The organism is Phreatobacter cathodiphilus (assembly GCF_003008515.1).
In the GTDB taxonomy this organism is placed as follows: Bacteria; Pseudomonadota; Alphaproteobacteria; order Rhizobiales; family Phreatobacteraceae; genus Phreatobacter; species Phreatobacter cathodiphilus.
The window spans coordinates 1,189,486-1,215,393 of sequence record NZ_CP027668.1 but is presented as its reverse complement, the minus strand read 5'-3'; the positions used below and the strand labels follow the sequence as shown (position 1 = coordinate 1,215,393).

27 protein-coding genes and 1 tRNA gene are annotated in these 25,908 nt (G+C 69.2%); 17 read left to right on the top strand and 11 right to left on the bottom strand.

The window, feature by feature from the left end:
* The first annotated feature begins 66 nt into the window (after nucleotides 1-66).
* The 3 genes from C6569_RS05895 (at nucleotide 67) to map (ending at nucleotide 2,517) form a co-directional block, all read left to right on the top strand.
* On the top strand, nucleotides 67-966 hold the full coding sequence (locus C6569_RS05895; protein WP_106747971.1) for an NAD(P)-dependent oxidoreductase: 900 nt from the start codon (nucleotides 67-69) through the stop codon (nucleotides 964-966).
* A gap of 65 nt (nucleotides 967-1,031) precedes the next feature.
* Complete coding sequence (locus C6569_RS05890) at nucleotides 1,032-1,607, top strand: DUF3916 domain-containing protein (RefSeq protein ID WP_106747970.1); 576 nt, start codon at nucleotides 1,032-1,034, stop codon at nucleotides 1,605-1,607.
* 109 nt (nucleotides 1,608-1,716) lie between these two features.
* Nucleotides 1,717-2,517, top strand: coding sequence for a type I methionyl aminopeptidase (gene map / locus C6569_RS05885; protein WP_106750917.1), 801 nt, complete (start codon nucleotides 1,717-1,719; stop codon nucleotides 2,515-2,517).
* Here the strand turns inward: map and C6569_RS05880 are convergent, their stop codons facing one another.
* Both C6569_RS05880 and C6569_RS05875 read right to left on the bottom strand, forming a co-directional pair.
* The gene (locus C6569_RS05880) at nucleotides 2,518-2,973 is read right to left on the bottom strand and encodes a hypothetical protein (protein WP_106747969.1); all 456 of its coding nucleotides are present in this window, start codon (nucleotides 2,971-2,973) and stop codon (nucleotides 2,518-2,520) included.
* A gap of 80 nt (nucleotides 2,974-3,053) precedes the next feature.
* Nucleotides 3,054-3,743 carry a cation efflux transmembrane domain-containing protein gene (locus C6569_RS05875; protein WP_106747968.1) on the bottom strand — a complete coding sequence of 230 codons (690 nt, stop codon included), beginning with the start codon at nucleotides 3,741-3,743 and terminating at the stop codon, nucleotides 3,054-3,056.
* A gap of 76 nt (nucleotides 3,744-3,819) precedes the next feature.
* Between C6569_RS05875 and C6569_RS05870 the strand changes: the two genes are divergently transcribed.
* Nucleotides 3,820-4,242 (top strand): MerR family transcriptional regulator, encoded by a 423-nt coding sequence (locus C6569_RS05870; RefSeq protein ID WP_106747967.1) that lies wholly within the window; start codon nucleotides 3,820-3,822, stop codon nucleotides 4,240-4,242.
* 4 nt (nucleotides 4,243-4,246) lie between these two features.
* Here C6569_RS05870 and C6569_RS05865 read toward each other — a convergent pair whose 3' ends face one another.
* Together C6569_RS05865 and C6569_RS05860 are read right to left on the bottom strand one after the other, a co-directional pair.
* On the bottom strand, nucleotides 4,247-5,119 hold the full coding sequence (locus C6569_RS05865; RefSeq protein WP_106747966.1) for a sterol desaturase family protein: 873 nt from the start codon (nucleotides 5,117-5,119) through the stop codon (nucleotides 4,247-4,249).
* 53 nt (nucleotides 5,120-5,172) lie between these two features.
* Nucleotides 5,173-5,970, bottom strand: a complete 798-nt coding sequence (locus tag C6569_RS05860) for a transglutaminase-like domain-containing protein (RefSeq protein WP_106747965.1) — start codon at nucleotides 5,968-5,970, stop codon at nucleotides 5,173-5,175.
* Between the two features lie 105 nt (nucleotides 5,971-6,075).
* Between C6569_RS05860 and C6569_RS05855 the strand changes: the two genes are divergently transcribed.
* The 11 genes from C6569_RS05855 to C6569_RS05805 all read left to right on the top strand — a co-directional run bounded on the left by C6569_RS05855 (nucleotide 6,076) and on the right by C6569_RS05805 (nucleotide 18,630).
* Nucleotides 6,076-6,843, top strand: a complete 768-nt coding sequence (locus C6569_RS05855; RefSeq protein WP_106747964.1) for a FadR/GntR family transcriptional regulator — start codon at nucleotides 6,076-6,078, stop codon at nucleotides 6,841-6,843.
* A gap of 223 nt (nucleotides 6,844-7,066) precedes the next feature.
* Nucleotides 7,067-8,413 carry an ABC transporter substrate-binding protein gene (locus C6569_RS05850; protein WP_342750255.1) on the top strand — a complete coding sequence of 449 codons (1,347 nt, stop codon included), beginning with the start codon at nucleotides 7,067-7,069 and terminating at the stop codon, nucleotides 8,411-8,413.
* Between the two features lie 67 nt (nucleotides 8,414-8,480).
* Nucleotides 8,481-9,377, top strand: a complete 897-nt coding sequence (locus tag C6569_RS05845) for a branched-chain amino acid ABC transporter permease (protein ID WP_106747963.1) — start codon at nucleotides 8,481-8,483, stop codon at nucleotides 9,375-9,377.
* Complete coding sequence (locus C6569_RS05840) at nucleotides 9,377-10,339, top strand: branched-chain amino acid ABC transporter permease (protein WP_106747962.1); 963 nt, start codon at nucleotides 9,377-9,379, stop codon at nucleotides 10,337-10,339. Before C6569_RS05845 ends, C6569_RS05840 begins: the two co-directional genes overlap by 1 nt.
* Nucleotides 10,336-11,097 carry an ABC transporter ATP-binding protein gene (locus C6569_RS05835; RefSeq protein WP_106747961.1) on the top strand — a complete coding sequence of 254 codons (762 nt, stop codon included), beginning with the start codon at nucleotides 10,336-10,338 and terminating at the stop codon, nucleotides 11,095-11,097. Before C6569_RS05840 ends, C6569_RS05835 begins: the two co-directional genes overlap by 4 nt.
* A complete protein-coding gene (locus C6569_RS05830; RefSeq protein ID WP_106747960.1) occupies nucleotides 11,094-11,765 on the top strand; it encodes an ATP-binding cassette domain-containing protein in 672 nt (223 codons plus the stop codon). The genes C6569_RS05835 and C6569_RS05830 overlap by 4 nt, the downstream gene beginning before the upstream one ends.
* Nucleotides 11,755-13,401, top strand: coding sequence for a class I adenylate-forming enzyme family protein (locus C6569_RS05825; RefSeq protein ID WP_106747959.1), 1,647 nt, complete (start codon nucleotides 11,755-11,757; stop codon nucleotides 13,399-13,401). The genes C6569_RS05830 and C6569_RS05825 overlap by 11 nt, the downstream gene beginning before the upstream one ends.
* A 162-nt stretch (nucleotides 13,402-13,563) precedes the next feature.
* Entirely contained in the window at nucleotides 13,564-14,586 is a 1,023-nt protein-coding gene (locus C6569_RS05820) for an ABC transporter substrate-binding protein (RefSeq protein ID WP_106747958.1), read from the top strand.
* A 79-nt stretch (nucleotides 14,587-14,665) separates the two neighbouring features.
* Nucleotides 14,666-15,418: an ABC transporter permease gene (locus tag C6569_RS05815; RefSeq protein ID WP_425440712.1), complete on the top strand. Its 753-nt coding sequence runs from the start codon at nucleotides 14,666-14,668 to the stop codon at nucleotides 15,416-15,418.
* Nucleotides 15,406-16,173: an ABC transporter ATP-binding protein gene (locus C6569_RS05810; RefSeq protein ID WP_106747956.1), complete on the top strand. Its 768-nt coding sequence runs from the start codon at nucleotides 15,406-15,408 to the stop codon at nucleotides 16,171-16,173. The genes C6569_RS05815 and C6569_RS05810 overlap by 13 nt, the downstream gene beginning before the upstream one ends.
* A gap of 96 nt (nucleotides 16,174-16,269) precedes the next feature.
* A complete protein-coding gene (locus tag C6569_RS05805) occupies nucleotides 16,270-18,630 on the top strand; it encodes a DUF3772 domain-containing protein (protein ID WP_146144744.1) in 2,361 nt (786 codons plus the stop codon).
* Between the two features lie 59 nt (nucleotides 18,631-18,689).
* Here the strand turns inward: C6569_RS05805 and C6569_RS05800 are convergent.
* Nucleotides 18,690-18,774, bottom strand: a tRNA-Tyr gene (locus C6569_RS05800).
* 133 nt (nucleotides 18,775-18,907) lie between these two features.
* Here C6569_RS05800 and rlmB point away from each other — a divergent pair.
* Nucleotides 18,908-19,741, top strand: a complete 834-nt coding sequence (gene rlmB, locus C6569_RS05795; protein ID WP_106747954.1) for a 23S rRNA (guanosine(2251)-2'-O)-methyltransferase RlmB — start codon at nucleotides 18,908-18,910, stop codon at nucleotides 19,739-19,741.
* On the opposite strand, the gene C6569_RS05790 is transcribed toward rlmB, so the two are convergent.
* The 6 genes from C6569_RS05790 to C6569_RS05765 form a co-directional block, all read right to left on the bottom strand.
* Nucleotides 19,742-20,188 (bottom strand): hypothetical protein, encoded by a 447-nt coding sequence (locus C6569_RS05790; protein ID WP_146144743.1) that lies wholly within the window; start codon nucleotides 20,186-20,188, stop codon nucleotides 19,742-19,744.
* Nucleotides 20,189-20,312: 124 nt separating this feature from the next.
* On the bottom strand, nucleotides 20,313-20,684 hold the full coding sequence (locus tag C6569_RS05785; protein ID WP_106747952.1) for a hypothetical protein: 372 nt from the start codon (nucleotides 20,682-20,684) through the stop codon (nucleotides 20,313-20,315).
* A gap of 102 nt (nucleotides 20,685-20,786) precedes the next feature.
* Nucleotides 20,787-21,128, bottom strand: a complete 342-nt coding sequence (locus C6569_RS05780) for a hypothetical protein (protein WP_106747951.1) — start codon at nucleotides 21,126-21,128, stop codon at nucleotides 20,787-20,789.
* 1 nt (nucleotide 21,129) lies between these two features.
* The gene (locus tag C6569_RS05775) at nucleotides 21,130-21,432 is read right to left on the bottom strand and encodes a YggT family protein (protein WP_106747950.1); all 303 of its coding nucleotides are present in this window, start codon (nucleotides 21,430-21,432) and stop codon (nucleotides 21,130-21,132) included.
* A 97-nt stretch (nucleotides 21,433-21,529) separates the two neighbouring features.
* Nucleotides 21,530-23,515: a sodium:solute symporter family protein gene (locus tag C6569_RS05770; protein WP_106747949.1), complete on the bottom strand. Its 1,986-nt coding sequence runs from the start codon at nucleotides 23,513-23,515 to the stop codon at nucleotides 21,530-21,532.
* 10 nt (nucleotides 23,516-23,525) lie between these two features.
* Nucleotides 23,526-23,780, bottom strand: coding sequence for a DUF4212 domain-containing protein (locus C6569_RS05765; protein ID WP_106747948.1), 255 nt, complete (start codon nucleotides 23,778-23,780; stop codon nucleotides 23,526-23,528).
* A 395-nt stretch (nucleotides 23,781-24,175) separates the two neighbouring features.
* Between C6569_RS05765 and C6569_RS05760 the strand changes: the two genes are divergently transcribed.
* Entirely contained in the window at nucleotides 24,176-25,852 is a 1,677-nt protein-coding gene (locus C6569_RS05760) for an MFS transporter (protein WP_181313928.1), read from the top strand.
* Nucleotides 25,853-25,908 lie beyond the last annotated feature (56 nt).

The window sequence follows — 25,908 nt, the reverse complement described above, 5'->3', positions numbered from 1 at the left end:
ACCTCTCGTCCGTCCGGTGGAGTGAGGATAGGCTCCCCACCAAACAAACATGATCGGGAGGATCACATGACCAAGGCACGGATCGGTTTCGTCGGCGTCGGCCTGATGGGCCACGGCATGGCGAAGAACATCGTCGAGAAGGGCTATCCCCTCACCGTCGTCGCCAACCGCAACCGCGAGCCGGTTGAGGACCTGGTGAAGCGCGGCGCCGTGGAGGCGAAGAGCATCCGCGCCGTCGCCGAAGCGAGCGACGTGGTGTTCATCTGCGTCACGGGTTCGACGCAGGTGGAAGCGGTGGTGAACGGCTCCGACGGGCTGCGCGCGGGAGCCCGCAAGGGGCTGATCATCGTCGACTGCTCGACCTCCGAACCGACCCTTACCCGGCGCCTGGCGGAGGAGCTCGCCCCGCTCGGCATCACCTTCCTCGACGCGCCGCTGTCGCGCACGCCGAAGGAAGCCTGGGAGGGAAAGCTCGACGTGATGACCGGCGGCGCCGAGGCCGATCTCGCCCGCGTCCACGACGTCATCGCCTGTTTCGCCGGCCGCATCGTCCATGTCGGCCCGACGGGGGCCGGCCACACGATGAAGATCGTCAACAACTTCGTGTCGATGGGCTATGCGGCGCTCTATGCCGAAGCGCTGGCGGTCGCCAAGGCCAACGGCGTGGCGCCGAAGGCGATGAACGCCGTGCTCTCGGGCGGGCGGATGGATTGCGGCTTCTACCAGACCTTCTTTAAGTACGTCATCGAACGCGATGAGAACGCTCACAAATTCACGCTCGCCAATGCCCACAAGGACATGCGCTACTGCGCCTCGATGGCGCAGGCCTCCGGCATCGCAAATCCGATGGGCAATGCCGTGAAGAACTATTTCGCCATGGCGGAAGCCCAGGGGAACGGCGGCAAATATGTCCCGATGCTCTCCGACGAGGTGGCTCGCTGGAACGGCGTGAACCTTGTGGAGTGACGGAGCGACGAAGGGAGCCCGCACCTCCGCGCGGGCTCCCTTGTCCTACCTGCCCGTTCTTCGCTATGACCACGCCCGTTCCCCGCCTCGCCCTCGGCAAGACACGACCGGTCCGCAACGCCGGGAAACACCTCAAGGCGGTCGACAACTGGGCGGCCGGGTTTGCCGGCTTCTTTCCGCCGCCAGGCGACCAGTACAGACCCTGCGACCACTGGCACCCGCCCGTCGACCAGCGGCTCGTCGACCCGCCCAGCGCCCGTCCTGACAACCAGCGTCGGGTCCTGCAGGCCATGATCCATGCCGCAGCCCATCTCGCCGCAGCCCGCCCGGTGAACCGCGCCAGGGAGAAGATCTATATCCTGACCCGGTGGCCCAACCTGTTCATGGCCGAGGTCGGCGTGTTCCTCGATCCCGCCTATGGGAAACGCTTCGAACGCCGCGCCCACCGCTACCAGACCTGGACGCCCCTGGACCGGCGCCACCGCAGCATCGTGCGCGATCTCGACCTCGTCCTTCCCGAGGGCTGGACGGAGCGCGGCTATCACGAGCGCCAGGAGGACCCCGACGACGAGGAGCCCGGCGGCGGCCGGATCTTCGAGAGCGAGGTCTGGATGATCGGTGAGCCGATCGCCCGGCGCTGAGAGCCCCGTCGGCGGCGCCGGACTTGCCCCGCCGACGCAAATTCCCTATCTCGGACCAAACTCCGGGAACGTGCCAGTGGTCACCTATGTCGAGGCCGGTTCGGCGCAGATGCGCAAGAACGGCCAGATCAAACTCTATGGCGAGGAAGCCTTCGTCGGCATGCGCAAGGCCGGCCGCCTCGTCGCCGAATGCCTCGACATGCTCGTGGAGGAGGTGAAGGAAGGCGTTCCGACCGAGCACATCGATCGCCTCGTCTTCGAGTTCGGCATGGACAACGGGGCCTATCCGGCCACCCTCGCCTATCGCGGCTATGAGTTTTCCTGCTGCACGTCGCTGAACCACGTGGTGTGCCACGGCATGCCGAACGACAAGCCGTTCCGCGACGGCGACATCGTCAACATCGACGTGACCTTCATCCTCGACGGCTGGCACGGCGACGCCTCCCGGATGTATGCGGTGGGCGACATTCCCCGCCGGGCCGAGCGGCTGATCGACGTGACCTACGAATCCCTGCTGCGCGGCGTCGCCGCGGTGAGGCCGGGCAACACGGTCGGCGACATCGGCCACGCCATCCAGAGCTATGTCGAGCCGCAGCACATGAGCGTTGTGCGGGACTTCTGCGGCCACGGCGTCGGCAAGCTGTTCCACGACGAGCCGAACATCGTCCACCTCGGTAAGCCCGGCGAGGGCAGCCTCCTGAAGCCCGGCATGATCTTCACCATCGAGCCCATGGTGAACCTTGGCCGTCCGCACGTGAAGGTGCTCTCCGACGGCTGGACCGCGGTGACGCGCGACCGTTCGCTCTCCGCCCAGTTCGAACATACGGTGGGCGTGACGCGCGACGGCGTCGAGGTGTTCACGCTGTCGCCGAAGGGTCTGGACAAGCCGCCGGTCGGCCGCGCCGCCTGATCAGAGCCGCCGCTCGGGCAGCGGATTGTCCTCGCTCTCGCGGATCATGGAGCGCAGCCGCCGCCAGATGCGCTCGGCGAGGCTCAGCGCCCGGTCGACTTCCGCGTCGCTCGGCAGCGTCATCCCCTCGCCCCCCGGCTGGGCCGGACGGGCGGCTTGTACGCCGCCGCGCCTCAGCGCCTCGTTCTCCGCCTTGAGCCGCTCGATCTCCTGGGCCAGCGCCGTCCGGTCGTCGGCGGCGAGCCGGCAGGTGACGGCGCCGTCGGCGCGGGTGCAATAGGAGACGGCGCCCGTGCGGGTGTCCATCCGGAGCACGCCGTCCGGATAGTCGCGCAGGACGAAGCGGCCGGTCTCGGCGCCGACCGCCGAGGGCACGGTCCCCGGCGACTGGGCGAAGAGCGGCGTGGCGGTGACGGCGAGGACGGCGAGGACGGCGAGAGCGTGACGGGTGCGCATGGGAGCCTCCCTGTGAGCCCCGCCATCATGGCCACCAAGATGTCGCGACGATGGCCGCCGGATGAACATCGGCCGAACGGTCAGTGGCGGTGACCGGCATGGTCGTGATGATCGTCGCCGCCGTGATCGTGGCCGTGGCCCATCAGCGCGCCGCGGTCGACGCCGCTGCGCCATTCGCCCCAGGCCTGGCCGAGGATCAGCGTCGCCGAATGGAGGAATAGCGCCGCCATGACGAAGGCGACCACGAGGTCCGGCCAGGGGCTCGCGAGCCACCAGACCAGACCGGCCGCCACCATGACGACGACATTGCCGATGGCGTCGTTGCGCGAGCAGAGCCACACCGACCGGACGTTGGCGTCGCCGTCCTTGTAGCGGGCGAGGAGCAGCACGCTGGCGAGATTGGCGGCGAGCGCCAGGAAGCCGACGATCCCCATGAACTCGGCGCGCGGCAGGCCGAGCACCAGCACCTGCCAGAGGGTCGAGCCGAACACCCACAGGCCCATGACCAGGAGACTGGCGCCCTTGGCGAGCGCCGCAGCGGAGCGGACCCGCAGCGGCCGGCCGATGACGGCGAGCGACAGGCCGTAGGTGAGGGTATCGCCCAGGAAATCCAGCGCGTCGGCCTTGAGGGCTTGCGAGCCCGCGAGATGGCCGGCGAAGGTCTCGACGGCGAACATGACGCCGTTGATGGCGATGACAATCCACAGAATGGCGCGGTAGCGCGGGTCGGTGCCGTCGAAACCGGCGGGCGAAGGGGCGGGTGCGGACATGGGGCTTTCCTGCTTGGATCCTGTCGCCTCAGCCCCTAATTCCTCTAGTCACTAGAGGATCAAGCGGAGGACAGCCATGCGCGACCTGACCATCGGCGCCCTGTCGAAGCAGACGGGGGTCAAGGTGCCGACCATCCGCTACTACGAGCAGATCGGCCTGATGCCGCCGGTGCCGCGGACGGAGGCAGGGCGACGCAGCTATGGCGGGGAGGATCTGAAGCGCCTCGGCTTCATCCGCCATGCCCGCAATCTCGGATTCGAGATCGAGGAAATCCGCCAGCTCATCGCACTTGCCGGAGAGCCGGAACGGCCTTGCGCCGATGCCGACGCCATCGCTCGGCGCCACCTCGCCACGATCGACGACCGCATCAGCCGGCTGTCGGCCCTGCGGGCGGAAATCGCCCGCATGGTCGATCAAGGCCCGCACGGGGCCATCGGCGAATGCCGGGTCATCGAGGTGCTCGCCGATCACGGCCTCTGCGCCGACTCGGCGCATTGAGGCGTCAGGCCGCCGGTCCGCGCCTCGGCCACCGGCGGGCGAGCGCCGCCTTGCCCTGCCGCCACCACAGCGTGAAGGGTAGCGTGACCAGTTTCGCGGCGTCGGTGTCCGGCACGCCCTCACGAAGGGCGCCCATGGGTGCGTCGCATCTGTCGTGGCGGTGATAGGTGCCGAACATCAGGTCCCAGATGGGGATCATGTTCGCGAGATTCTTGCCGTAGGCCTCGGGGACGTCGGCATGGTGCCAGCGGTGGAAGCGCGGCGACGCGACCAGCCAGTTCAGCGGACCGTGGTCGATATCCAGCTCGAGATGGACATAGGCGGTGTGGAGCGAGGCGACCACATAGGCGGCGACGATGGCGCCGGCGGGAATGCCCAGCCAGGTGAGCAGCGCAATGTAGAAGACCTTCATCGTCACCACCTCCAGCAAGTGGATGCGGAAGGCGGTGAAGCCGTTCACATGGGTATCGGAATGATGGACCGCATGAACCGGCCAGCCGAGCGGCGTGTGGAGGGCGCGGTGCGACCAGTAGTCGGCGAAGTCCTTGCCGAGGACGCCGACCACCGCCATCACCAGCCAGGGCACGCCGTCCCAGGCGCTCTCCGGGATGGAGGGGATGCCGAGGCGGCCATAGCCGGCGCCGGCGAGACCGGCGACCACGTAGACGACCGGCGCCATGAGGATGTTGACCGCCAGCGTGGCCAGCGAGGCGGCTGAATTGCGCAGCGCGAGCGGCGAGAGCACGCGGCTGCGCCAGCCGATGGCGACGGCCAGCAGGGTGAAGGCGACGACGAAACTCAGCACCGCCAGATTGGCGGGGCTAAACAGATGCGCGCGGTAGATGGCGACGAGCGTCGCGCCGGATTCGGCGAGCATGACGGGCTCCGCGGCGCGGTCGAAGCGCCCCCCGCCATGTAAGCGCGCCGTGCTTACGGATTGGTTGACGCTCGGTCCGGCGCCGTGGCCGTCACCGTCTGCTCCACCAGCTCGCAGGCCTGGTCCGTGGTCAGGAAGGCGATGTCGGCGGCGTCGCGGCCGTGGCAGATGCGCACCATGCCCTCGACGGGGGCGAGCCGCGTCAGGTCGACGATCCACCAGGCGCCGTCGAGGAAGACCTCCATCACCGCGTGGAAGTCGGGCGGTGCGAGTGCGGCGGCGTAGCAGCTCACGGCACGGGCGGGGATGCCGAGGGCCCGGCACATCGTGATGCCGAGATGGGTGAAGTCGCGGCAGACACCCGCGCGCAGCGTGAAGGTGTGGGCGGCGTCGCTCTCCGGGGTGCTGACGCCCGAGACGTAGTCGACGTGGGCGGCGATCCAGTCCGCGATCGCCATGACCCGGCCGACGCCGTCCTCGATGCCGCCGAACTCCCGGCAGGCGAAACGGACGAAGAGGTCGGAGGGGCAGAAGCGGCTGGGCAGGAGGAAGGGCAGCACGGCCAGCGGCAGTTCGGTGCGGTGCCACTGGCGCCCCTCGGCCGGCAGCAGCAACCGCGCGCCGTTGTCGACCTCGGCCTCGTAGCCGAGTTCGAACCGTTCGGGCACCTCCCCGCGCAGCCAGCGGATGCCCTCGGCGTCGGCCTCCTCGGCGAGGCGCGTGCCCGCGCCGAGGGTCAGCCGTTCGCCCAGAACGCGCTGGTCGTGGGAGCGTGCCGCCTGGACGACGGCTGTGACATGGGTGCCGGGCCGGCAGGCATAGACCAGCCGGGTCGCTACGGTGATTTTCATGGAGACCGCCCTCTTCGCACCCGCACAACGAGGCAGACGGTGTCATGTTCCCGCCGGGTCGCGGCCACGCTGACAAATCCGACTTTGTCGGATAAACCGACAGGCATGGAACCCAACCGTTTCGAGCGACTGGCGCCGACACCGACCTACCAGCGGGTGGCCGAGGCGATCGAGAACGACATTCTCGGCGGCAAGCTGCAACCGGGCGACCGGATCGGCACCGAAGCCGACCTGGTGCGCCAGTTCGGCGTCAACCGCTCGACCGTGCGCGAGGGCATCCGCCTGCTGGAACAGGGCGGCCTCATCCGCCGCGACCAGAGCCGCCGGCTCTATGTCAGCCTGCCGCGCTACAACCGGCTGGCGACGCGCGTCAGCCGGGCGCTGGTGCTGCACCAGGTCACGTTCCGCGAGGTCTGGGAGGCGGCGATGACGCTGGAGGCGGCCACGGCCGAGGCGGCGGCGGCGCGGGCGACGCCGGAAGACATCGCCGCGCTCGAGGACAATCTCGCCCGCATGGCGGGGATTACCGACCACCAGGCCTTCTGCGAGGCCGACAGCGACTTCCACGCCCTCCTCGCCCGGGTGTCGAAGAACCGCGTGCTGGAACTGGCGCGTGAGCCGGTGGGCCTGCTGTTCACCCCCACCCTGAAGATGATCATGGACCAGGTGGACACGGCCGGGCCGCGCAATCTCGAGGCGCACCGCCACCTGATCGAGGCCTGCCGCTCCCACGACCCCGCGACGGCGCGCGACTGGATGCGACGCCACATCGCCGACTGGCGGCGCGGCTTCGAGATCGCCGGAAAGTCCCTGGACGACCCGATCGAACGGACCTTCGCGACCCATCTCGCCCTGCCCGGCGCCTATCGCTGAGGCACGACCGCCCGCCACTCTCTCCTTCGACGGATGCGGCGCGAGGCCCTTCCTGGCCGTGCGAGGCTTGACCTCGGAACCCATTGGCGGCCAGTGTTCGATTGTCCGACAAAGTCGGTCGCCAAACCGCCGCGCCAGCGGCGCCGGCACCCAAGACGGCCTTCAAGGCCGCGCCCATTCGAGGAAACCGTCACCGCCGCCGGCGGACCCAGGGAGCAGATCCATGTCGCCAAACCCCATGCCTTCCATCGGCCTGCGCCGTCTCGCCGGGCGCATGCTGGCCGCCGCGGCGGCCCTGACCGTCGGCCTCGTCGCCGCCCCGGAGAGCCGGGCGCAGGAGACCTTCCGGGTCGGCATCGTCACCTTCCTGTCGGGCCCCGCCGCCGAGAGCTTCGGCGTGCCGGCGCGCCACGGCGCCGAATTCCTCATCGAGCAGCTCAACAAGGGCGCCGCGCCGGCGCCTTACAATCAGGTCGGCTTCGGCGGCATGCGCATCGAGCCGGTCATCGTCGACGAGAACGGCGGCGCCACCAAGCAGGTCCAGGAGCTGCGCAACCTCTACCAGCGCGAGAACGTCGACGCCGTCGTCGGCTATATCGGCTCCGGCGACTGCCTCGCCGTCGCCCCGGTGGCGGAGGAGCTGAAGAAGTTCCTCATCCTCTTCGACTGCGGCACGCCGCGCATTTTCGAGGATTCGAGCTACCGCTACGTCTTCCGTACCGCGGCCCACGCCACTCAGGACAACGTGGCGCTCGCCCGCTACATGCGCGCCCGCAACATCAATGCCGGCAGCTTCAGCCTGATCAACCAGGACTATGCCTGGGGCCAGGACTCGCGCGGCGACTTCATCGCCGCCATGCAGCAGCTCTATCCGCAGGCGACGATGAACGCCGACCTGCTGCCGAAGTTCGGCGCCGGCCAGTACGGCACCGAGATCTCGGCGCTGGCGCGGGCCAATTCCAACGTCATCTACTCCTCGCTCTGGGGCGGTGACCTCCAGGCCTTCATCCTGCAGGGCGCCCCGCGCGGGGTGTTCCAGCGCTCGCAGCTCGTCCTCAGCGCCGCCGACCACGTGCTGCAGCCGCTGGGTGAGCGGATGCCCAACGGCACGATCATCGGCGCCCGCGGTGCCTATGGCCTGATGTCGCCCGATACGCCGCTGAACCGCTGGTTCTTCGACGGCTACAGCCAGGCGCGCGGCGGCGTCTATCCGGTCCAGGCCGCCTATCGCATCACCCAGGCCCTGCTCGGCCTGAAGACGGCGGTGGAGAAGGCCATGGCGGCGAACGGCGGCAAGAAGCCGACGCCGGAACAGCTCGCCGACGCGATGCGCGGCAGCGAATGGCAGAGCCCGGGCGGCCTGATCCAGATGAAGCTCGGCAACGGCCACCAGGCGATCCAAAGCATGGCGATCGGCCGCACTCGCTGGGATGCCGCCCGCCGCCAGGTGGTGATCGAGGACATCCAGCGCTTCGCCGCCGAATGCGTCAATCCGCCGGCCAACATGCGTTCGCTCGACTGGATCAAGGCCGGCTTCCCCGGCGCCAAGTGCGACACGCCCGCCAATTGAGGCAGCCAGTCCGAGGCCGCGGTCCCGATGGGGCCGCGGCTTCGCCCGACGCCCTGCGGAGACCCCCGTGCAGCTCGCCCTCACCATCCTCATGGACGGCCTGATCTATGCCTCCTGGCTGTTCGTCGTCGCCCTCGGGCTGACGCTGGTCTTCGGGGTCCTGAAGATCCTCAACATCGCCCATGGCAGTCTCTACGCGGTCGGCGCCTATGTGGCGGCGAGCCTCGTCACCCTCTTCGCCTCCTGGGGGCTCGGGGGCCATTTCGCCCTCGTCGCCATGCTGCTGGCGGCCGTCGGCGTGGCGCTGGTCATGGGGCCGCTGATGGAGCGCTATCTCCTCAGGCTGTTCTATGCCCGCGACGAGGTGGTGCTGCTGCTCGTCACCTACGCCCTCTTCCTGATCCTCGAGGACGCGTTAAAGCTGATCTGGGGCGTCAATCCCTACTACGTCTCCGAGCCCTACCAGCTCTTCGGCAACGTCGCCTTCGCCTCGCTCTTCTATGTCGGCTACGACTTCGCCCTCATCGGCCTCGCCATCGCCTGCGGCATCGCGGTGTGGTTCGCGCTGAACCGCACGCGCTCCGGCAAGGTGGTGCTGGCGGTGATCTTCTCACGCGAGATGAGCGCCTCGATGGGGGTCAACGTCGACAAGGTCCACATGGTCGCCTTCACCCTCGGCGTCTTCCTCGCCGCGCTCGGCGGTGCCTTCACCGCGCCGATGATCTCGGTCCAGCCGGGCATCTCCGTCTCGGTGATCATCGTCTCCTTCGCGGTCATCATCATCGGCGGCCTCGGCTCCATCGAGGGGGCGGCCATCGGCGCCGTCATCGTCGGGCTCGCCCGCGCCGCGGCAGTGCATCTCCTGCCGGAAGCCGAGCTCTTCTCCATCTATCTGGTCATGGCGGCGGTGCTCATCTTCCGCCCCGAGGGCCTGTTCCAGCGCGCCGCGGCGAGGAAGATCTGATGTCCCGCCTCGCCCTCGTCCTCGGCGCCGCCGGCATCATGGCGGCCCTGCTGCTGATCGGCCTCGCCCTGCCCCGCTGGCTGCTGTTCCTCGTCACCCTCGCCGCCTCGCACGGCATCGTCTCGGTCGGCATCCTCGTCATCATGCGCGGCGGCCTCGTCTCCTTCGGCCAGGGCCTGGTCTTCGCCATCGGTGGCTATGCAGCCGCCCTCGCCTTCACCCAGCTCGGCATCACCGACGTGATCGTCCTCATCCTCATCGGCACGGCGGCCGCCGCGCTGGTCGGCGCGGCCGTCGGTCCCCTCCTCGCCCGCTACACCGGCATCTTCTTCGGCATGCTGACCCTCGCCCTCTCGATGGTCGCCTACGGCGTGCTGATCAAATCGCCGGCGGTGGGCGGCTCCGACGGGTTCAACATCCCGCGCGGTACGCTGTTCGGCGTCCGGCTGGAGGGCGCCGGCGGCGACTATGCGCTCTACGCCCTCGCCATCCTGCTCACCGGGCTCGCCGCCACGGCGGTGGCGCTCCACACCCGCTCGGCGCGCGGCCTGATGACCCGCGCCATCCACGGCAACGGCCTGCGGGTCGAATATCTCGGCACCTCGGTCCAGGCGGTCATGGCCATCAACTTCACCATCGCGGCGGCCCTCGGCGGGCTCGGCGGGGCACTCACCATCGTCGCCCTCGGCCATATCGAGCCGACCTTCGCCTACTGGACCCAGTCGGGCGAGTTCGTCTTCGTCGCCATCCTCGCGGGCTCGCAGAGCGTCACCGCCGTGTTCATCGCCTCGCTGGCGCTGGAACTCGTGCGGTCGTTCTCGAACCTCTACTTCCCCAACACCTGGCAGATGGCGCTCGGCCTGTTCCTGCTCGCCATCATCCTGTTCCTGCCCGCCGGCATCGGCTCGCTGTGGGCGGGCCGGCGCAAGGCGCCGGCGACCGGCGGGGAGACGCAGGCATGACCTCCGAGACCCGCCCGGTCCTCTCGGCCCGCGGCCTCGCCAAGAGCTTCGGCGCCGTCGTCGCCGCCTCTGACGTCACCATCGAGGTGCCGGCGGGGCAGAAGCTCTGCCTGATCGGCTCGAACGGCGCCGGCAAGACCACCTTCGTCAACATGGTGACGGGCTATCTGAAGCCCGATTCCGGCGCGATCGAGCTGGACGGCGAGGCGATCACCGGTCTCGCGCCCCGCGCCATCGCCCGCAAGGGCATCTGCCGCTCGTTCCAGATTCCGCAGCTCTGCATCGAGCTGACGGCGGAGGAGAACATGCTGGTGGCCATCGCCGCCGCCGAGCCGCGCGGGTTGTCGTTCTGGTCGGATCCGGCGGCGGGCGGGCGCGACGCGCGGGCGCGCGAGCTCCTCGACCGCTTCGGCCTTCTCGCCATGGCCGACAGGCCGGTGAGCGAGATGCCCGGCGGCATGCGCAAGCTCCTCGACATCGCCATGGCGCTGGCACGCCGGCCGCGGCTGCTCCTGCTCGACGAGCCGACCTCGGGTGTCAGCGCCGAGGAGAAGTTCCCGGCCATGGACCGGGTCATGGAGGCGGTCTCGGGCCAGGCTTCCACCATCGTCTTCGTGGAGCACGACATGGACATCGTGCGCGGCTATGCCGACCGGGTCATCGCCTTCTATTCCGGCCGCGTCATCTCCGACGGCACGCCGGACCACGTGCTCAGCGACGGCGAAGTGAAGCGCTACGTCAGCGGAGGCGCGGCATGACGGCCCCGAACCTGCTCGAGGCGACCGGGCTCGCCGTCTCCATCCAGTCGATGCAGGCCCTGCGCGGCTTTTCCATCGCCGTGCCGCAGGGGGCGATGATCGGCATCGTCGGGCGCAACGGTGCCGGCAAGACGACGCTGATGCGCACCATCATGGGCCACCTGCCGCTGGTCGAGGGGCGCATCGCCTTTGCCGGCCAGGACCTCGCGGGCGTGCCGCGGCACGGCCGGGCGCCGCTCGGCATCGGCTACATGCCCGAGGACCGCCAGCTCGTGCCGGAACTCACCGTGGAGGAGAACATCCTGCTGCCGGTCTGGGTGTCGAAGACCCTGAAGGCGGAGGAACGCCTCGCCTTCGTGTACGGCATGCTGCCGGAGGTCGAGGCGATGAAGGACCGCAAGGCCCTGCTCCTCTCCGGCGGCCAGCAGAAGCTGGTGGCGCTGTGCCGTGCGATGGCGGTCGGCACGCGGCTGCTCCTGCTCGACGAGCCCTTCGAGGGCGTCGCCCCCGCTCTGTCGCACCGTCTCTCCGAGGTCATTTCCGGCCTGAAGGGCACCGAGCTCTCGGTGCTCATCTCGCAGTCCGACCTCAACCATTCCCAGTCCCTGTTCGACCGGCAATATGTGATCGAGCGGGGCGCCAACGTGGCCGCCTCCCATGCCGTCTGACACCTCCTCCGCCGCGCCGAGCTGGATCGGCGAAGACGGCCCGCAACTCCGCCTCGAGGCGCATTTCGGCGACCGGGTCGTCGCCTGTTTCCCGGACCGCCCGGAAAGCCTCTACGCGCTCCTCGCGGAGGCGGCGGCCCGCCGGCCCGGCGGCGAGGCCGTGGTCTGCGGAGACGCCAGGCTGACCTATGCCGACCTCGCCGCCGCGGTGGAGCGGCTGTCCGCGGCGCTCGCGGCCGAAGGCGTCACCGCCGGCGACCGCGTCGCCATGCTCATCGGCAACCGCACCGAATTCGTCACCGTCCTCTTCGCCCTCGCCCGCCTCGGCGCCATCGCCGTGCCGATGGGCCTGAGGTTGCAGGGGCCGGAGATCGCCCATGTCCTCGGCGATTGCGGCGCGGGCCTGCTGATCCACGAGGCCGACCTCGCCGACCGCCTGCCGCCGGCGGCCGAGGCGCCAGGGCTGTCCCGCCGCATCACCGTGGGAGGGACGGCCGCGGGCGCCGAAACCCTCGAGACGGTGCTGGTGCGCCATGCGGGCGCTCCGACGCCGGCCGTGGCGCCGGTGGCGGAGGAGGACACGGCCGTCATCCTCTACACGTCGGGCACGACCGGACGGCCGAAGGGGGCGATGCTCACCCATCTCGGCATCGTCCATTCCTCGCTGGTCTACGAGCACTGCATGGCGCTGACGTCGGCCGACCGCTCGCTCGCCGCCGTGCCGCTCAGCCATGTCACCGGGCTCATCGCCAACGTCACCTGCACCGTCAGGGCGGCGGCGACCCTCGTCATCATGCCCGCCTTCAAGGCCGCCGATTTCCTCGTGCTGGCGTCCCGCGAGCGGATGACCATGTCGGTGCTGGTGCCGGCCATGTACAATCTCTGCCTGCTGCAGCCCGATTTCGCCGCCCACGACCTCTCCGCCTGGCGCATCGGCGGCTATGGCGGCGCGCCCATGCCGACCCCAACGATCGAGAAGCTCGCCGAGCGCTGCCCCGGCCTGAAGCTGATGAACGCCTATGGGGCGACGGAGACCACCTCCCCGACCACGATCATGCCGCCGCGCTTCACGCCGACCCACGGCCACAGCGTCGGCATCGCCGCGCCGGGCGTCGACATCATCGTCGTCGACGATGCGGGCCGAGAGGTGCCGCGCGGCGAGGTGGGCGAGATCTGGATCCGCGGGCCGCACGTCGTCCGGGGCTACTGGAACAATCCGGAGGCGACGCGAACCGGCTTCACCGCCGGCTTCTGGCATTCCGGCGACATCGGCAGCATCGACGCCGAGGGATTCGTCCAGGTCCTCGACCGCAAGAAGGACATGATCAACCGCGGCGGCTACAAGATCTTCACCGCGGAGGTGGAGACGATCCTCATCGCCTGCCCGGGGGTCGTCGAATGTGCCGTCGTGGCGGTGCCTTGCCCCGTGCTCGGCGAGCGGGTGCATGCCTTCGTCGTCACGGACGCGAGCGACCCGGCGCCGGAAACCCTGCACGCCTGGTGCGCCGCGCGGCTCTCCGACTACAAGGTGCCGGAGACGCTGACGATCCAGAGCGAGCCGTTGCCGCGCAACGCCAACGGCAAGGTGATGAAGCGCGTGCTGCGCGACGGACTGGGGGCGCCGGCTCCCCGCTGAGGCGGGGAACATCGGCCCCGCCGCATCCAGCCTGCCGCGACAATTCTTCTCCTCTCCAAGTCACACTGGAGACTTTTTCTTTTATTTTCCCGCGCCAATTGCCGCTTAGAGAGAATTTTCTTATTCCTCCGACCTCGTTTTCCGTCCGAAACAGGTCGTGCCATGTCCTTCCCCCTGACCCGCCGCACCGTGCTCGGCGCCGCGCTCGCCGCCCCCGCGTTCACCTCCGCCCGCGCCCAGAGCGCCAGGGCCCGGGTCGGCGTCATCCCGATCGTCGGTGCCGCACCACTCTTCGTCGTCGACCGGCAAGGCTGGGCCCGCGAAGCCGGCCTCGACCTCGCCATCACCACCTTTGAATCCGGCCCCAACATGATCCAGGCGCTGGCCTCGGGAACGATCGACATCTACGTCGCCGGGGTCGCGCCGCTCGGCGTCGCCCGGTCGCGCGGGGTGGACGTCAAGGTGGTGGCCAGTACCGCCACCGGCGAGAACGTCTTCGTGGCGACGCCGCGCCTCGCCGCCTTCTTCAAGCCCGGCACCTCCCATGCCGAGGCCTTCCGCGCCTATCGCGCCCAGACCGGCAAGCCGGCGCGGCTCGCCACCCAGCCGCCGGGTTCCGTGCCCAACACCACGCTGCAGTACTGGCTCTGGGAGCAGATCAAGGCCGACCGGGCCGATGTCGAGATCGTCGCCATGGGCATCGACGCGACCCAGCAGGCCATCCTCGCCGACGCCGTCGAGGGCGCCACGATCCGCGAGCCGGCGCTGACCATCGTGCAGAAGCGCAACCCGGCCATCAAGCTGATCGCCGTCGGCGACGAGCTGTTCCCGGGTCAGCCGGGGTCGGTGGTCGCGATCTCCGGCGCCTTCCTCGCCCGCAACGAGGAGCGGGTGCAGGGGCTCGTCAACGGCCTCGTGAAGGCGGGGCGGCTGCTGACGCAGGACCCCGACAAGGCGGCACCGGACGTCGCCGCCAACCTCGCCAAGGGCATCGTCGATCCCGCCATCATCCGGGCGGCTCTGAAGTCGCCGGCGAGCAAGTTCAGCATCGATCCGCGCGCCATCATCGCGCCGACGGCCGCCATGCAGGACTACCAGGTGAAGCTCGGCTCGCTGCGCGAATCCGTGTCGCTCGACGGGCTGTTCGAGACCCGCTTCTTCGAGCGGGCGCCGGCGGCCAGTTGAGGCCGCGGACGGGACCGACGCCATGACCGATACCACCCTTTCCGTCGCACCGCCGACAGCCGTGCCTGCCCGACCCGCGCTGGACGGACTGAGGCGCACCGGCCTCGCCGCGGCGGGCCTCGCCCTTTTCGTTCTCGTCTGGGAGGCGCTGCCGCGGCTCGGCCTGTTCAATCCCATGCTGCTGCCGGCGCCGAGCGTCATCCCGGCCGCCTTCTGGGCGGAGCTCCAGTCGGGCGCCTGGAGCGCCGCGGTCGGCGCGAGCCTCGGCCACTACACGATCGGCCTCGTGACCGGCGCGGTGCTCGGCCTCATCGCCGGCGTCGCCACGGGCATGTCGCGGCTCGCCGAGGACATGAGCTCCTGGGTGGTGCGGGTGCTGCGCCCGATCCCCGGCCTCGCCTGGGTGCCCTTCGCCATCATCTGGTTCGGGGTGAGTCCGGCTGCGGCGGTGTTCATCATCGCCATCGGCGTGTTCTGGATCGTGTTCTTCGCCGCCCACGGCGCCATCCGCGGCGTCGACCGCGACCTCGTCGAGGTGGCCGAGGCCTTCGGCTTCCGCTCGGCCCGGGAGCGGCTCACCAAGATCCTGTTGCCGGCGGCCATGCCGGGCATCCTGGTCGGCCTGCGCACGGCCCTCGGCCAGGCCTGGATGGCGGTGGTGGCGGCCGAGATCTTCGGCGTGCCGGGCCTCGGGCAGAGGATGATCCAGGCCTCCAGCCTGCTCGCGACCGAACTCGTCGTCGTCTACATGCTGACCATGGCGGCGCTCTACGGGATTCTCGACACAGTCTTCGTGGCGGTTCAGGGGTGGGTGCTCAGATGGAAAGCGTGATCGACATCGAGGATCTGGGCCTCACCTTCGCGCGCGACGGCCAGCGCAACGAGGTTCTGCGCGGCCTGGACCTGGCCGTGCCGCGCGGTGCCTTCATCGCCATCGTCGGCTCGTCGGGCGTCGGCAAGTCGACGCTCCTGCGCGTGCTGATCGGGCTCGCCACGGCGAGTTCCGGCTCCGTGCGGATCACGCCGCGGCCGGGCCAGCGCCAGCCGCTCGCGCTCGTCTTCCAGGACTCGCGCCTGCTGCCCTGGCGGACGGTGATCGACAACGTCGCCTTCGGCCTCGAGGGCGGCGGCCTCAGCCGCACGGAACGCCGCCACAAGGCCGGCGCCGCGCTGGAGATCGTCGGCCTCGCGCACCTCGCAGAGCGCTGGCCGCACCAGCTCTCCGGCGGGCAGCGCCAGCGCGTCTCCCTCGCCCGCGCCCTCGCCGTGGAGCCGGAAGTGCTGCTGATGGACGAGCCCTTCTCGGCGCTCGACGCCATCACCCGCGAGGGGCTGCAGGACGAACTCGTCCGCATCTGGCAGCTCACCGGCAAGACCGTGCTCTTCGTCACCCACGACATCGAGGAGGCGACCTATCTCGCCGACCGGGTGGTGGTGCTGGCCGGCAGCCCCGGGCGGGTGGTCGCGGACACCATCGTCGACGCACCGCGGCCACGCCGGCGAAGCCAGTCCCAGGTTCCGGACCTGGTCGCCGGCATCCGCCAGCACATCGTCGGCGAGACGCTGGTGGACGGCACGGGCATCTGACGCGCGGCGGGCGGCGGCCCGCCGGTTCGAGTGCGGGTTGTCATCCGGCAGGCGGTCGGCTAGCGGTGCCTCGCCACCTTTCCCGGAGTGTCACCCGTGCGCCGCCTCTTGCCGCTGTTCCTGACGCTGGCCCTCGCCCTGGCTGCGGCCGCGCCGCTCGCGCTGCGGGCCGAAACCATCACGGTGGAGGAGAGCCAGAAGGTCGCCGAGGCCCGCCGCATCATCGCGGAGGTCGAGCGCGATCAGGAGGCGCAGGCGGAGAATTTCGCCGGCCTTCTGGACCTGCGCGAGAAGATCGAACCGGTGCGCGACACGTTGCGCGAGATCGTCGGCGCCCTGCAGCAGCGCCTGACGGCCGAGAACGCCCAGCTCAGCGAACTCGGGCCGGCGCCGGCCGCGGGCGCACCGGCCGAAGCGGCCGACGTCGCCGCGTCCCGGCGACAGAAGCAGGACACGGTCGGCGAGATCGAGCGGCACCTCAGGGCGACGCGGGCCCTGCTCGTCCAGGCGGAGCAGATATGGGGCGAGATCAACGAGGCGCGGCGCGAACTCTTCACTTCGCGCATCTTCGCGCACCAGAACTCCATCCTCTATCCGCGGTTCTGGCGCCAGCTCGTCGAGATCAGCCTGCCCAACCTCAGGGCGCGGCTCGGCTTCAAGGCGGAGGAACTGTCCCGCGGCATGTCGCGCGGCGACGCCTGGCCGGTCATCGGCGGCCTCGCCGGTCTCTCGCTGGTGACCGCGGGGCTGCTCACCTGGGCGAGGCGGCGCTTCGAGCGGTTTCGGGCCAGCGCCATCGCCGGGGGCGAGGAGGCCCCCAGCAAGGCGCGCATCGTCGCCCTCGCCTACCTCGTCCTGGCCATGCGCGCCCTGCCCTATCTGGCGGTGAGCCTGCTCATCTGGATCGCCGTCGCCCGCTTCGACGTCGGGCCGGAGGACATCCAGACCTTCCTGCTCGGGCTCGCCGGGGCCGTCCTCGTCTATGGCCTCGCCACCGGCGCCACCCACGCCGTGTTCTCGCCGCGGCACGCGGCGTACCGCGTGCTGAAGACCGACGACGGGACCGCCGGCCGCTCGGTCCTGTTCCTCGACGTGGTGCTGGCCACCTATCTCGTCGGACTGGTCATGCTCGGCGTGGTCCAACTGGCGGAGACCCACCTGTCGGTCACCGTCGCGGTCACGGCGCTGGTGTCGCTCTGGGTGACGGTGACGGGCGCGGCATTGCTGCTGCGCTACAAGCCGCGCTTCGCCGATCCGCCGGTGTCGGGTCTCATCGCCCTGCCGCTCCACCTGATGCGGCCGTTCTTCTGGGTCCTCGCCCTGGTCATCATCGGCTCGCTGCTGATGGGATTCATCGCCCTCTCGGGCTTCGTGGTCGGGCGGACGCTGGCGACCGCCATCATCCTCTGCCTCGCCGTGCTGATCTACGTCGCCATCGACACGGTCTTCTACGATGCCGTGGCGCCCGGCGCGAAAGCCAATGCCACGCTCTCCTCGGCCTTCGGCGTACGGCCGGCGACCGTCGACCTCGCCGGCACGGTGATCGGCGGCATGCTGCGGGTGGCGACGGTGCTCTTCACCATCCTCGTCCTGTTCAGCCCCTGGGGACTGGAATTCGGCAATCTCAACCCGTTCGAGGACGTGTTCTTCGGCGTCCGCTTCGGCGAGGTACGCGGCTGGCTCGGCGCCGCCGGCATCGCCGTCATCCTGTTCAGCGCCGGGCTCCTGGTGACGCGGCTCTTCGTCTCCTGGCTCGACGGACAGCTCCTGCCCCGCACCGGCCTCAACGACGGCGTGCGCCATTCCGTCACGACGGTCGCGGGCTATGCGGGCTTCCTCGTCGCCATGACGGTGGCGCTCGCGGTGGCCGGCGTGCAGTTGCAGAACGTCGCGCTCGTCGCCGGCGCCCTGTCGGTCGGCATCGGCTTCGGCCTGCAGCAGGTGGTGCAGAATTTCGTCGCCGGGCTGATCGTGCTCGCCGAACGGCCGATCCGCGTCGGCGACACCATCGTGGTCAAGGGCGAGGAGGGCAAGGTCACCAAGATCAGCGTGCGCGCCACCGAACTGACGCTCGGCGAGAACTCGACGGTCATCGTGCCGAACTCGGACATCGTGTCGTCGATCGTGAAGAACCGCTCGCTGGTGGATGCCACGCACCGGGCGACGGTGCGGCTCTCGGTCGCCCGCGACAGCGACCTCGACAGCGTCTTCGACATTCTCCGCCGCGCCGGCGAGGAGCACGCCAACGTGCTGAAGACCTCGGCGCCCTCGGTGTCCATCGTGCGCGTCAGCGAGGTCGGCATCGATTTCGATCTGTCGGTCCTCTGCGACCGGGTGTCGAATCTCGACCGGGTGCGCTCCGACCTCTACCGCGCCATCCTCACCGCCTTCCGCGCCGCGGGGATCGGCCTCGCCGAGGCACGGACCATCGTCATCCCGTCGGGCCCGTCGTCCTGAGGGGCCGGCCGCGGGAGCGACGACGACTTCGACTCTCGTATGAAACGCCGGGGGTGGGATGGTGGGGGAAGTAGGACTCGAACCTACGAAGGCGTAGCCAGCGGATTTACAGTCCGCCCCCTTTGCCGCTCGGGACATTCCCCCGTCCCAGTCCCGTGCGGCCGTGGCCGCAGGGCGTGGCGGGCTTGATAGGGACGCCCCCCCTCCCTGTCAACCGGCAAAGCTTCATCGTGGCGTGGCCCATTGCGAAGCCGGGCGGCGCGTGGGAAGAGGACCCATGACCACACCGCCTCCCAAGGGCCCGAAAAAGCCCTTCCGCCCCTTCTCCAAGCCCGGCAAACCGTTCAAGGGCCGCGGCGGCCGCGTGCTGCGCGAGCCGGCACCGGAATTCGCCACCGGGACCGTGCTGCTCTACGGCTGGCACACCGTGTCCGAGGCGCTGCGCAACAAGGACCGGCGGATTCGCCTGCTGCTCGCCACCGAGAACGGCGCCAAGCGGCTCGACGAGGAGGGCATCGCCCACCAGGCCACCATCGTGCCGGTGCGCGACATCGACCGCCGCCTCGCCGCGACGCCGGACGCGGTGCACCAGGGTCTCTTCGCCGAAGCGGATGCGCTCGACCCGCCCCATCTCGACACCATGCCGGCCGAGGGCGTGCTGCTGCTGCTCGACCAGATCACCGATCCGCACAATGTCGGCGCCATCGTTCGTTCGGCCGCCGCCTTCGGCGTGAAGGCCATCGTCACCACCAACCGGCATTCGCCGGAGGCGACCGGGGTGCTCGCCAAGAGCGCCTCGGGCGGCCTCGAGCATGTTCCCTTCGTCACCGTGCAGAACCTGTCGCGCGCCATGACGGAGCTCAAGGACCGCGGCTTCCAGGTGATCGGCCTCGACAGCGAGGGCGAGACGGATCTCGACGCGGTGACGCTGCGCGAGCCAGTGGCGCTGGTGCTCGGCGCCGAGGGCAAGGGCCTGCGCCAGCTCACCCGCGATACCTGCGATACGCTGGCGCGCATCGACATGCCCGGCGCCATCAAGAGCCTCAACGTCTCCAATGCCGCCGCCCTGGCGCTCTACGCGGTGACGACGCGGCTCGGCCTGCGCCGCTGATCAGGGCCGGCCCGGCGGCCGCCGGCGTGGCGCCCCCGCGGCCGGGCCGTCGAGGGTGATGACCCGCGCCTCGGAGCCGCTCGGGTAATAGGGCTGGCGCGGCGCCATGGCGGGCCGCGCCGGAGCGCCCGTCACCGGATAGGCTGCCGAGCCCGGGCCGACCGGCCGCAGCGGCATGACGTGCGGCGGGTGCGTGTAGATCGGCGGCTGGTAGATGGGCAGTGCCTGGCGATAGTCGACGACGGGCGGGCGTTCGCGCCAGACACCGGCGCGGGTCCGGCGCACGGCACAGCCCGCGCAGTGATAGAGGTGGCGCGTGACGATCTCGCCGCCCCTGCCCCGCTCCTCGACGATGGCGACGCTGCGGGTCTGGGCGCCGGCCGTGCCACCGAGGGCGGCGAGGATCGGCAGCGCCAGCAGAGCCGGCATGGATGACCAACCGCGCATCGCGGACCTCTCGCGTTCAGGCGCCTTCCCCAACCCTGAGACTAGCGCCGCGCGCGAGGCCGCGGAAGGCTCCGGCCCCCGTGCCGGCCCCTTGTCTGCAAGCGTGGTGAACGGCGGCGGGGTTTCAGTCGACCATGAGCCCGGCGAGCAAGGCCCCGGTGAGCAGCACCGCGGCGATGGTCGCCGCCATATGGGCGAAGCGGTAGAAGGCCTCGACCCGCGCGCCCGATATGGCCGTCTGGGCGAAGCCGGGGCTCGGCCTGTCGGCGTCGTCCAGCAGCAGCCAGACCTCGGTGGAGCGGAACGGCATGCGCGGCGCGCGCCAGGCCTTGAGGATGAGAATGGCGGCCGCGAGCAGGAAGGCGACGCCGCCGATCCTGAGAGCGAGAGCCGGCTCGGAGGCGAAGCCGATCATCGCAGTGACGATGGCGAGGGCGGCGAACCCGCAACCGCGGGAGGTGGAAACGATGGCGGCACGCCTGATCTCTGGCGACATGGACACCCGGCGACGAGGACGACGAAGCCCGGAGCCTAAACCATGCCGGGTGCGACATGCGAGCGCAGGCAGCCACGGCTCACGCGCTGTTGAACGCGCCGCTCAGAAGGCTCCGAGGAGCCGCCCGAAGGCCGGCAGCGCCAGAAGACCGGTGCCGGCGAGCCAGATGGTCAGCGAGGTGGCGTCGCTCGTGGTGCGCCCCGTCATGCGTTCGAAGACGGCGGCCGGAATGCCGGCGAGAAGCACCGATCCGACCGCCAGTAGCAGGGACGACAGGTAGAACTGGACCACCGGCGAGGTGATGAACAGCGTCGCCAGGATGGGGCGCAGCAGCACGAAGGCGCCGTCATAGAGCGGCGAGAAGTGCATGCCGTTGACTAGGCCGAGGGTGGCGATGCCGAGGATGAAGCCGTCCTGCCGGAGGGCTGTTTCGCGCTCGTCCATGTCAGGCCCCCACGCGCGGCAGGAAGCCCCACATGGCGGCGACGAGGAGCCACAGCATGCGCAGGATGATCAGCCAGAAGATGGCGGCGATCATGACGAGGCCGTTGGGAACGACGGCGGGCGTGATGGCCCTGACGGCGCCGAGCACGGGATCGGTGACCTGGGCGAAGACGCGCCAGATGACCTTGTCGCTGTCGGGCTTGAACAGCAGGGACAGGATGTATCGGCCGATCAGCGTGTAGAGCAGCGCGGCGATCACGAGATTGGGGCCGTGGTAGAGCCAGTCGGCGGCAGAGGGGGTCATGGTGCCTCAGGCCAGGCGCGGGATGCGCCGGGGACGGGAACGGGCGGGGGAGTTGAAGCCCCCGCCCGGTGACATCGTGATGAAGCGAAGAGCGCCGTCAGGCCGTCTTCTCTTCCATGAGGGTCTGGCCCTTCGGGCGACGGCAGGCGTCGATGAAGTCCTGCATCTCCTTGGAGGGAGCCGGGGTCATCAGCGACACGACATACATCACCAGGAACCCGACGGGCAGACCGAAGAGAGCCGCCGAGATGTTGTTGATGTTGAACCAGCCGACCTTGGAGGCGAGCGGGTGCGAGGCGGCGACCCAACCCTGCATGGCGTTCGGAGCCGCCATGGCCGCATTGAGATCGACGACGGGCGCCCCCGTGACCGGGTTGAGCAGCGACGACATGGCCAGGAACTTCACGCCGAAGCCCGGGAAGTAGCGCGTCACCACCAGGTAGAGCATGCAGACGCCGAAGCCGGCGAGCATGCCCCAGATCGCACCCTGCTTGGTCGTCCGCTTCCACCACACACCGAGGACGAGTGCAGGGAAGAGGCCGGCCGCCGCGATCGAGAAGGCCCATGCGACCATCGAGAGGATGTCCGCCGGTCTCTGCGACGCCGTCCATGCCGCCGCCACGGCGACGAGGACGAGGAAGATGCGGGACACGATGAGCCGGCGCGCGGTGGGCGCGTTCGGATCGATCATCTTGTAGTAGATGTCGTGCGACAGGGCGTTGGCGATGGCCAGCAGCAGGCCGTCGGCGGTCGAGAGCGCGGCGGCGAGGCCACCGGCGGCGACGAGGCCGGCGATCACATAGGGCAGGCCGGCGATTTCCGGCGTCGAGAGAACCACGACGTCGGTGTTGATGCCGAAGTCCTGCAGGCGCAGGATTCCGGCATGGCCGGCCACCGCGCTGCACGCCGCCCGCACCGCTTCGGCCGAGGCTGCCGCCTTGCCGCAGATGGTGACGAGGCCGAGCGAACCCCAATTGTAGACCCACTGCGGCATGTCCGCGATGTTCTTGCCGATCAGGGTCGAATAGACCTCGAGCTTGGAGAACGCCGCATAGGCCGGAGCGGTGAAGTAGAGCAGGAAGATGAAGAGCAGCGACCAGGCCACCGAGATGCGCGCTTCCTTGACGCTGGGCGTCGTGAAATAGCGCATCAGAACGTGCGGCAGCGAGGCCGTGCCGACCATCAGGCAGAGGATCAGCGCGAAGTAGTTCGCCGGCGAGTAGCTGTTGAACGGCGTGACGTGCGCCCTCGCCGCCATGGCCTCGGCCGAAGCCAGGCCCTGAGCGACGAAGCTCTGCTCCAGCGAGGTGATCTGGGCGATCGCCTGGCCGTAGGTGAGCTGCGGGATCGGGATGCCGAACTTCTTGGCCGACAGGATGACGACGGGGATCAGGTAGGCGACGATCAGCACGATGTACTGCGCCACCTGGGTCCAGGTCACCGCCCGCATGCCGCCGAGCATGGAGCAGACGAGGATGCCGAGCAGGCCGACATAGACGGCCACCACGAAGTCCATGCCCAGGAAGCGCTGGGCGATCAGGCCCGTCGCGAAGATCTGCGCCACCACGTAGGTGAAGGAGCAGGCCATGAGCACGATGACGCCCATGAGGCGGGCGCCGTTGCCCTCGTAGCGGGCCGCCAGGAAGTCGGGCACCGTATAGGCACCGAACTTGCGCAGGAACGGCGCGACGAGGATGGCCACCAGCACGTAGCCGCCGGTCCAGCCGAGCACGAAGGCGAGGCCGTCGTAGCCGAGCAGGAAGAGCGAGCCGGCCATGCCGACGAAGGAGGCGCCCGACATCCAGTCGGCGCCCGTCGCCATGCCGTTGTAGAAGGCCGGAACGCGTCGGCCCGCCACGTAATATTCCGACACCTGCATGGTGCGCGAGATGATGCCGATGAAGGCATAGACCAGGATCGTGAAGCCCACGAACATGTAGCCGAGCACGCGGTTCGGCACGCCGAGCTGCTCGAGGATGGCGATCAGCACGATGAAGGCGGCGAAGCCTCCCGTGTAGATCCCGTAGACCCTGCCCAGATTGTTGAGAAAATCGCCGCCGCCGGCGGATTCTTGAGTCGCCATGACAGCCCCCTTATTCCTCTTCCGCCACGCCCTCTTCGACGTCGATGCGGTCCTGGGCCTTGGCAAACCAGAAGAGCATCGCGACGAAGGCGATCAGTGAGCCCTGCGCGGCCATGTAGAAGCCGAGCGGAAAGCCCAGGATGACGATCTTGTTGAGCGGAACCACGAACATGTGGACCGCAAAGCTGAAGAAGAACCACAGCCCCAGCATGACGTACATGAGGGAACTGGTCTTGGCCCAGTAGGAATCGTGTTGTTCAGGCATCCAATCATCCTCCCTGATCTTCTTCACGCCTCTAACGGGCGCTTGGGGCCGGGTTGGCCCGGTCGATTGGCGTGCGAGCCTGAGTCCCGCCGCTGCCATCAGAGTAGTAGTGCTTACATCTTTCGTCGCTTCAACTTTCGACTAACCATGTCGACGCCGGAAAATCGGCACAGGATCGCCACTTTTCGGCGTCTTCGCGCGCCGGGGCCTCAGCCGGCCTAGGCCGAAGTGCCGATCGACCAAAGTTTCATCGACCAATGTCCAAGCGACAGCGCGTCCGGGCCGTCCTAGCCCTGTGCGCCTGTGTCGCACCCTCGGCACTCCGATCCAAAGAAACGAAGCTACGAAGCGGCCTCCCCCGCACACGTGCTCACCTCCCAAGGAAGGAACGTCCCATGACGATGGCAACCGCCGTCGCGGCGCCGGCAACCCCGCGCCCCATGACCAAGGAAGAACGCAAGGTCATTCTCGCCTCCTCGCTCGGCACCATTTTCGAATGGTACGATTTCTACCTCTACGGCTCGCTCGCCGTGATGATCGGCGCGCAGTTCTTCGCGCCCTTCGACGCCAACACCCGCGCCATCTTCGCGCTGCTGGCCTTCGCCGCCGGCTTCCTCGTCCGCCCTTTCGGCGCGCTGGTGTTCGGCCGGCTCGGTGACCTGGTCGGCCGCAAGTACACCTTCCTCGTCACCATCCTGATCATGGGCATCTCGACCTTCCTGGTCGGCCTGCTGCCCTCCTATGCCACGATCGGCTGGGCCGCCCCGGTGATCCTCATCGTGCTGCGCATGCTGCAGGGCCTCGCCCTCGGCGGCGAGTATGGCGGTGCCGCCGTCTATGTCGCCGAGCACGCTCCGCCCGGCCGCCGCGGTTTCTACACGTCGTGGATCCAGACGACGGCGACCGTCGGCCTGCTCCTGTCGCTGGTAGTCATCCTCAGCATCCGCCTCTATCTGGGCGAGGAGGCCTTCGCGTCCTGGGGCTGGCGTCTGCCCTTCCTGCTCTCGGTGTTCCTGCTCGGCATCTCGGTCTGGATCCGTCTCCAGATGAACGAGAGCCCGGCCTTCAAGAAGATGAAGGAAGAGGGAACCCATTCGAAGGCCCCGCTGTCGGAAGCCTTCGGCCAGTGGAAGAACGCCAAGATCGCCCTGCTCGCCCTGTTCGGCCTCACGGCCGGCCAGGCCGTGGTCTGGTACACCGGCCAGTTCTACGCGCTGTTCTTCCTGCAGAGCATCCTGAAGGTCGATCTGTTCACCGCCAACGTGCTGATCGCCTGGTCGCTCATCCTCGGCACCGGCTTCTTCATCGTCTTCGGTGCGCTGTCCGACAGGATCGGCCGCAAGCCGATCATCCTCGCCGGCTGCCTCATCGCCGCGGCGACCTTCTTCCCGCTGTTCGCGTCGCTGACCAAGGCCGCCAACCCGGCCCTGCACCGCGCCCACGAGCAGGTGAAGGTGGTGCTCACCGCCGATCCCGCCGGCTGCGGCAACGTCTTCAATCCCGTCGGCACCCGCGTCTTCACCGCACCCTGCGACGTCTCCCGTGTCGCGCTCGCCAACCAGGCGATCAAGTACGAGACGGTGGCCGGACCGGCCGGTTCGGGCGCCACGCTGACGGTCAACGGCACGGCGATCCCGATCGACGCCGCCTTCGCCCGCAACCTCGCCGCCGCCACCGTGGCGGCGGGCTATCCGGCCGCCGGCAATGCCGAGATCATCAAGGTCAACGGCTTCTTCTCGGCGCTCGGCAGCGGCAGGTCGCTCTGGATCATCGGCATCCTGACGATCCTGGTCATCTACGTGACCATGGTCTACGGCCCGATCGCCGCCGCGCTGGTGGAACTCTTCCCCACTCGCATCCGCTACACCGCCATGTCGCTGCCCTATCACATCGGCAACGGCTGGTTCGGCGGCCTGCTGCCGGCCACCTCCTTCGCCATGGTGGCCGCCACGGGCGACATCTACTACGGCCTCTGGTACCCGATCGTGATCGCGCTCATGACCTTCGTCATCGGCCTGCTCTTCGTTCCCGAGACCAAGGACCGCGACATCTTCACCTACGACACCAAGTAGGTCGCGAATCCCGATCCCAGCGGCGGCGCCGGAGACATCTCCGGCGCCGTTCGCGT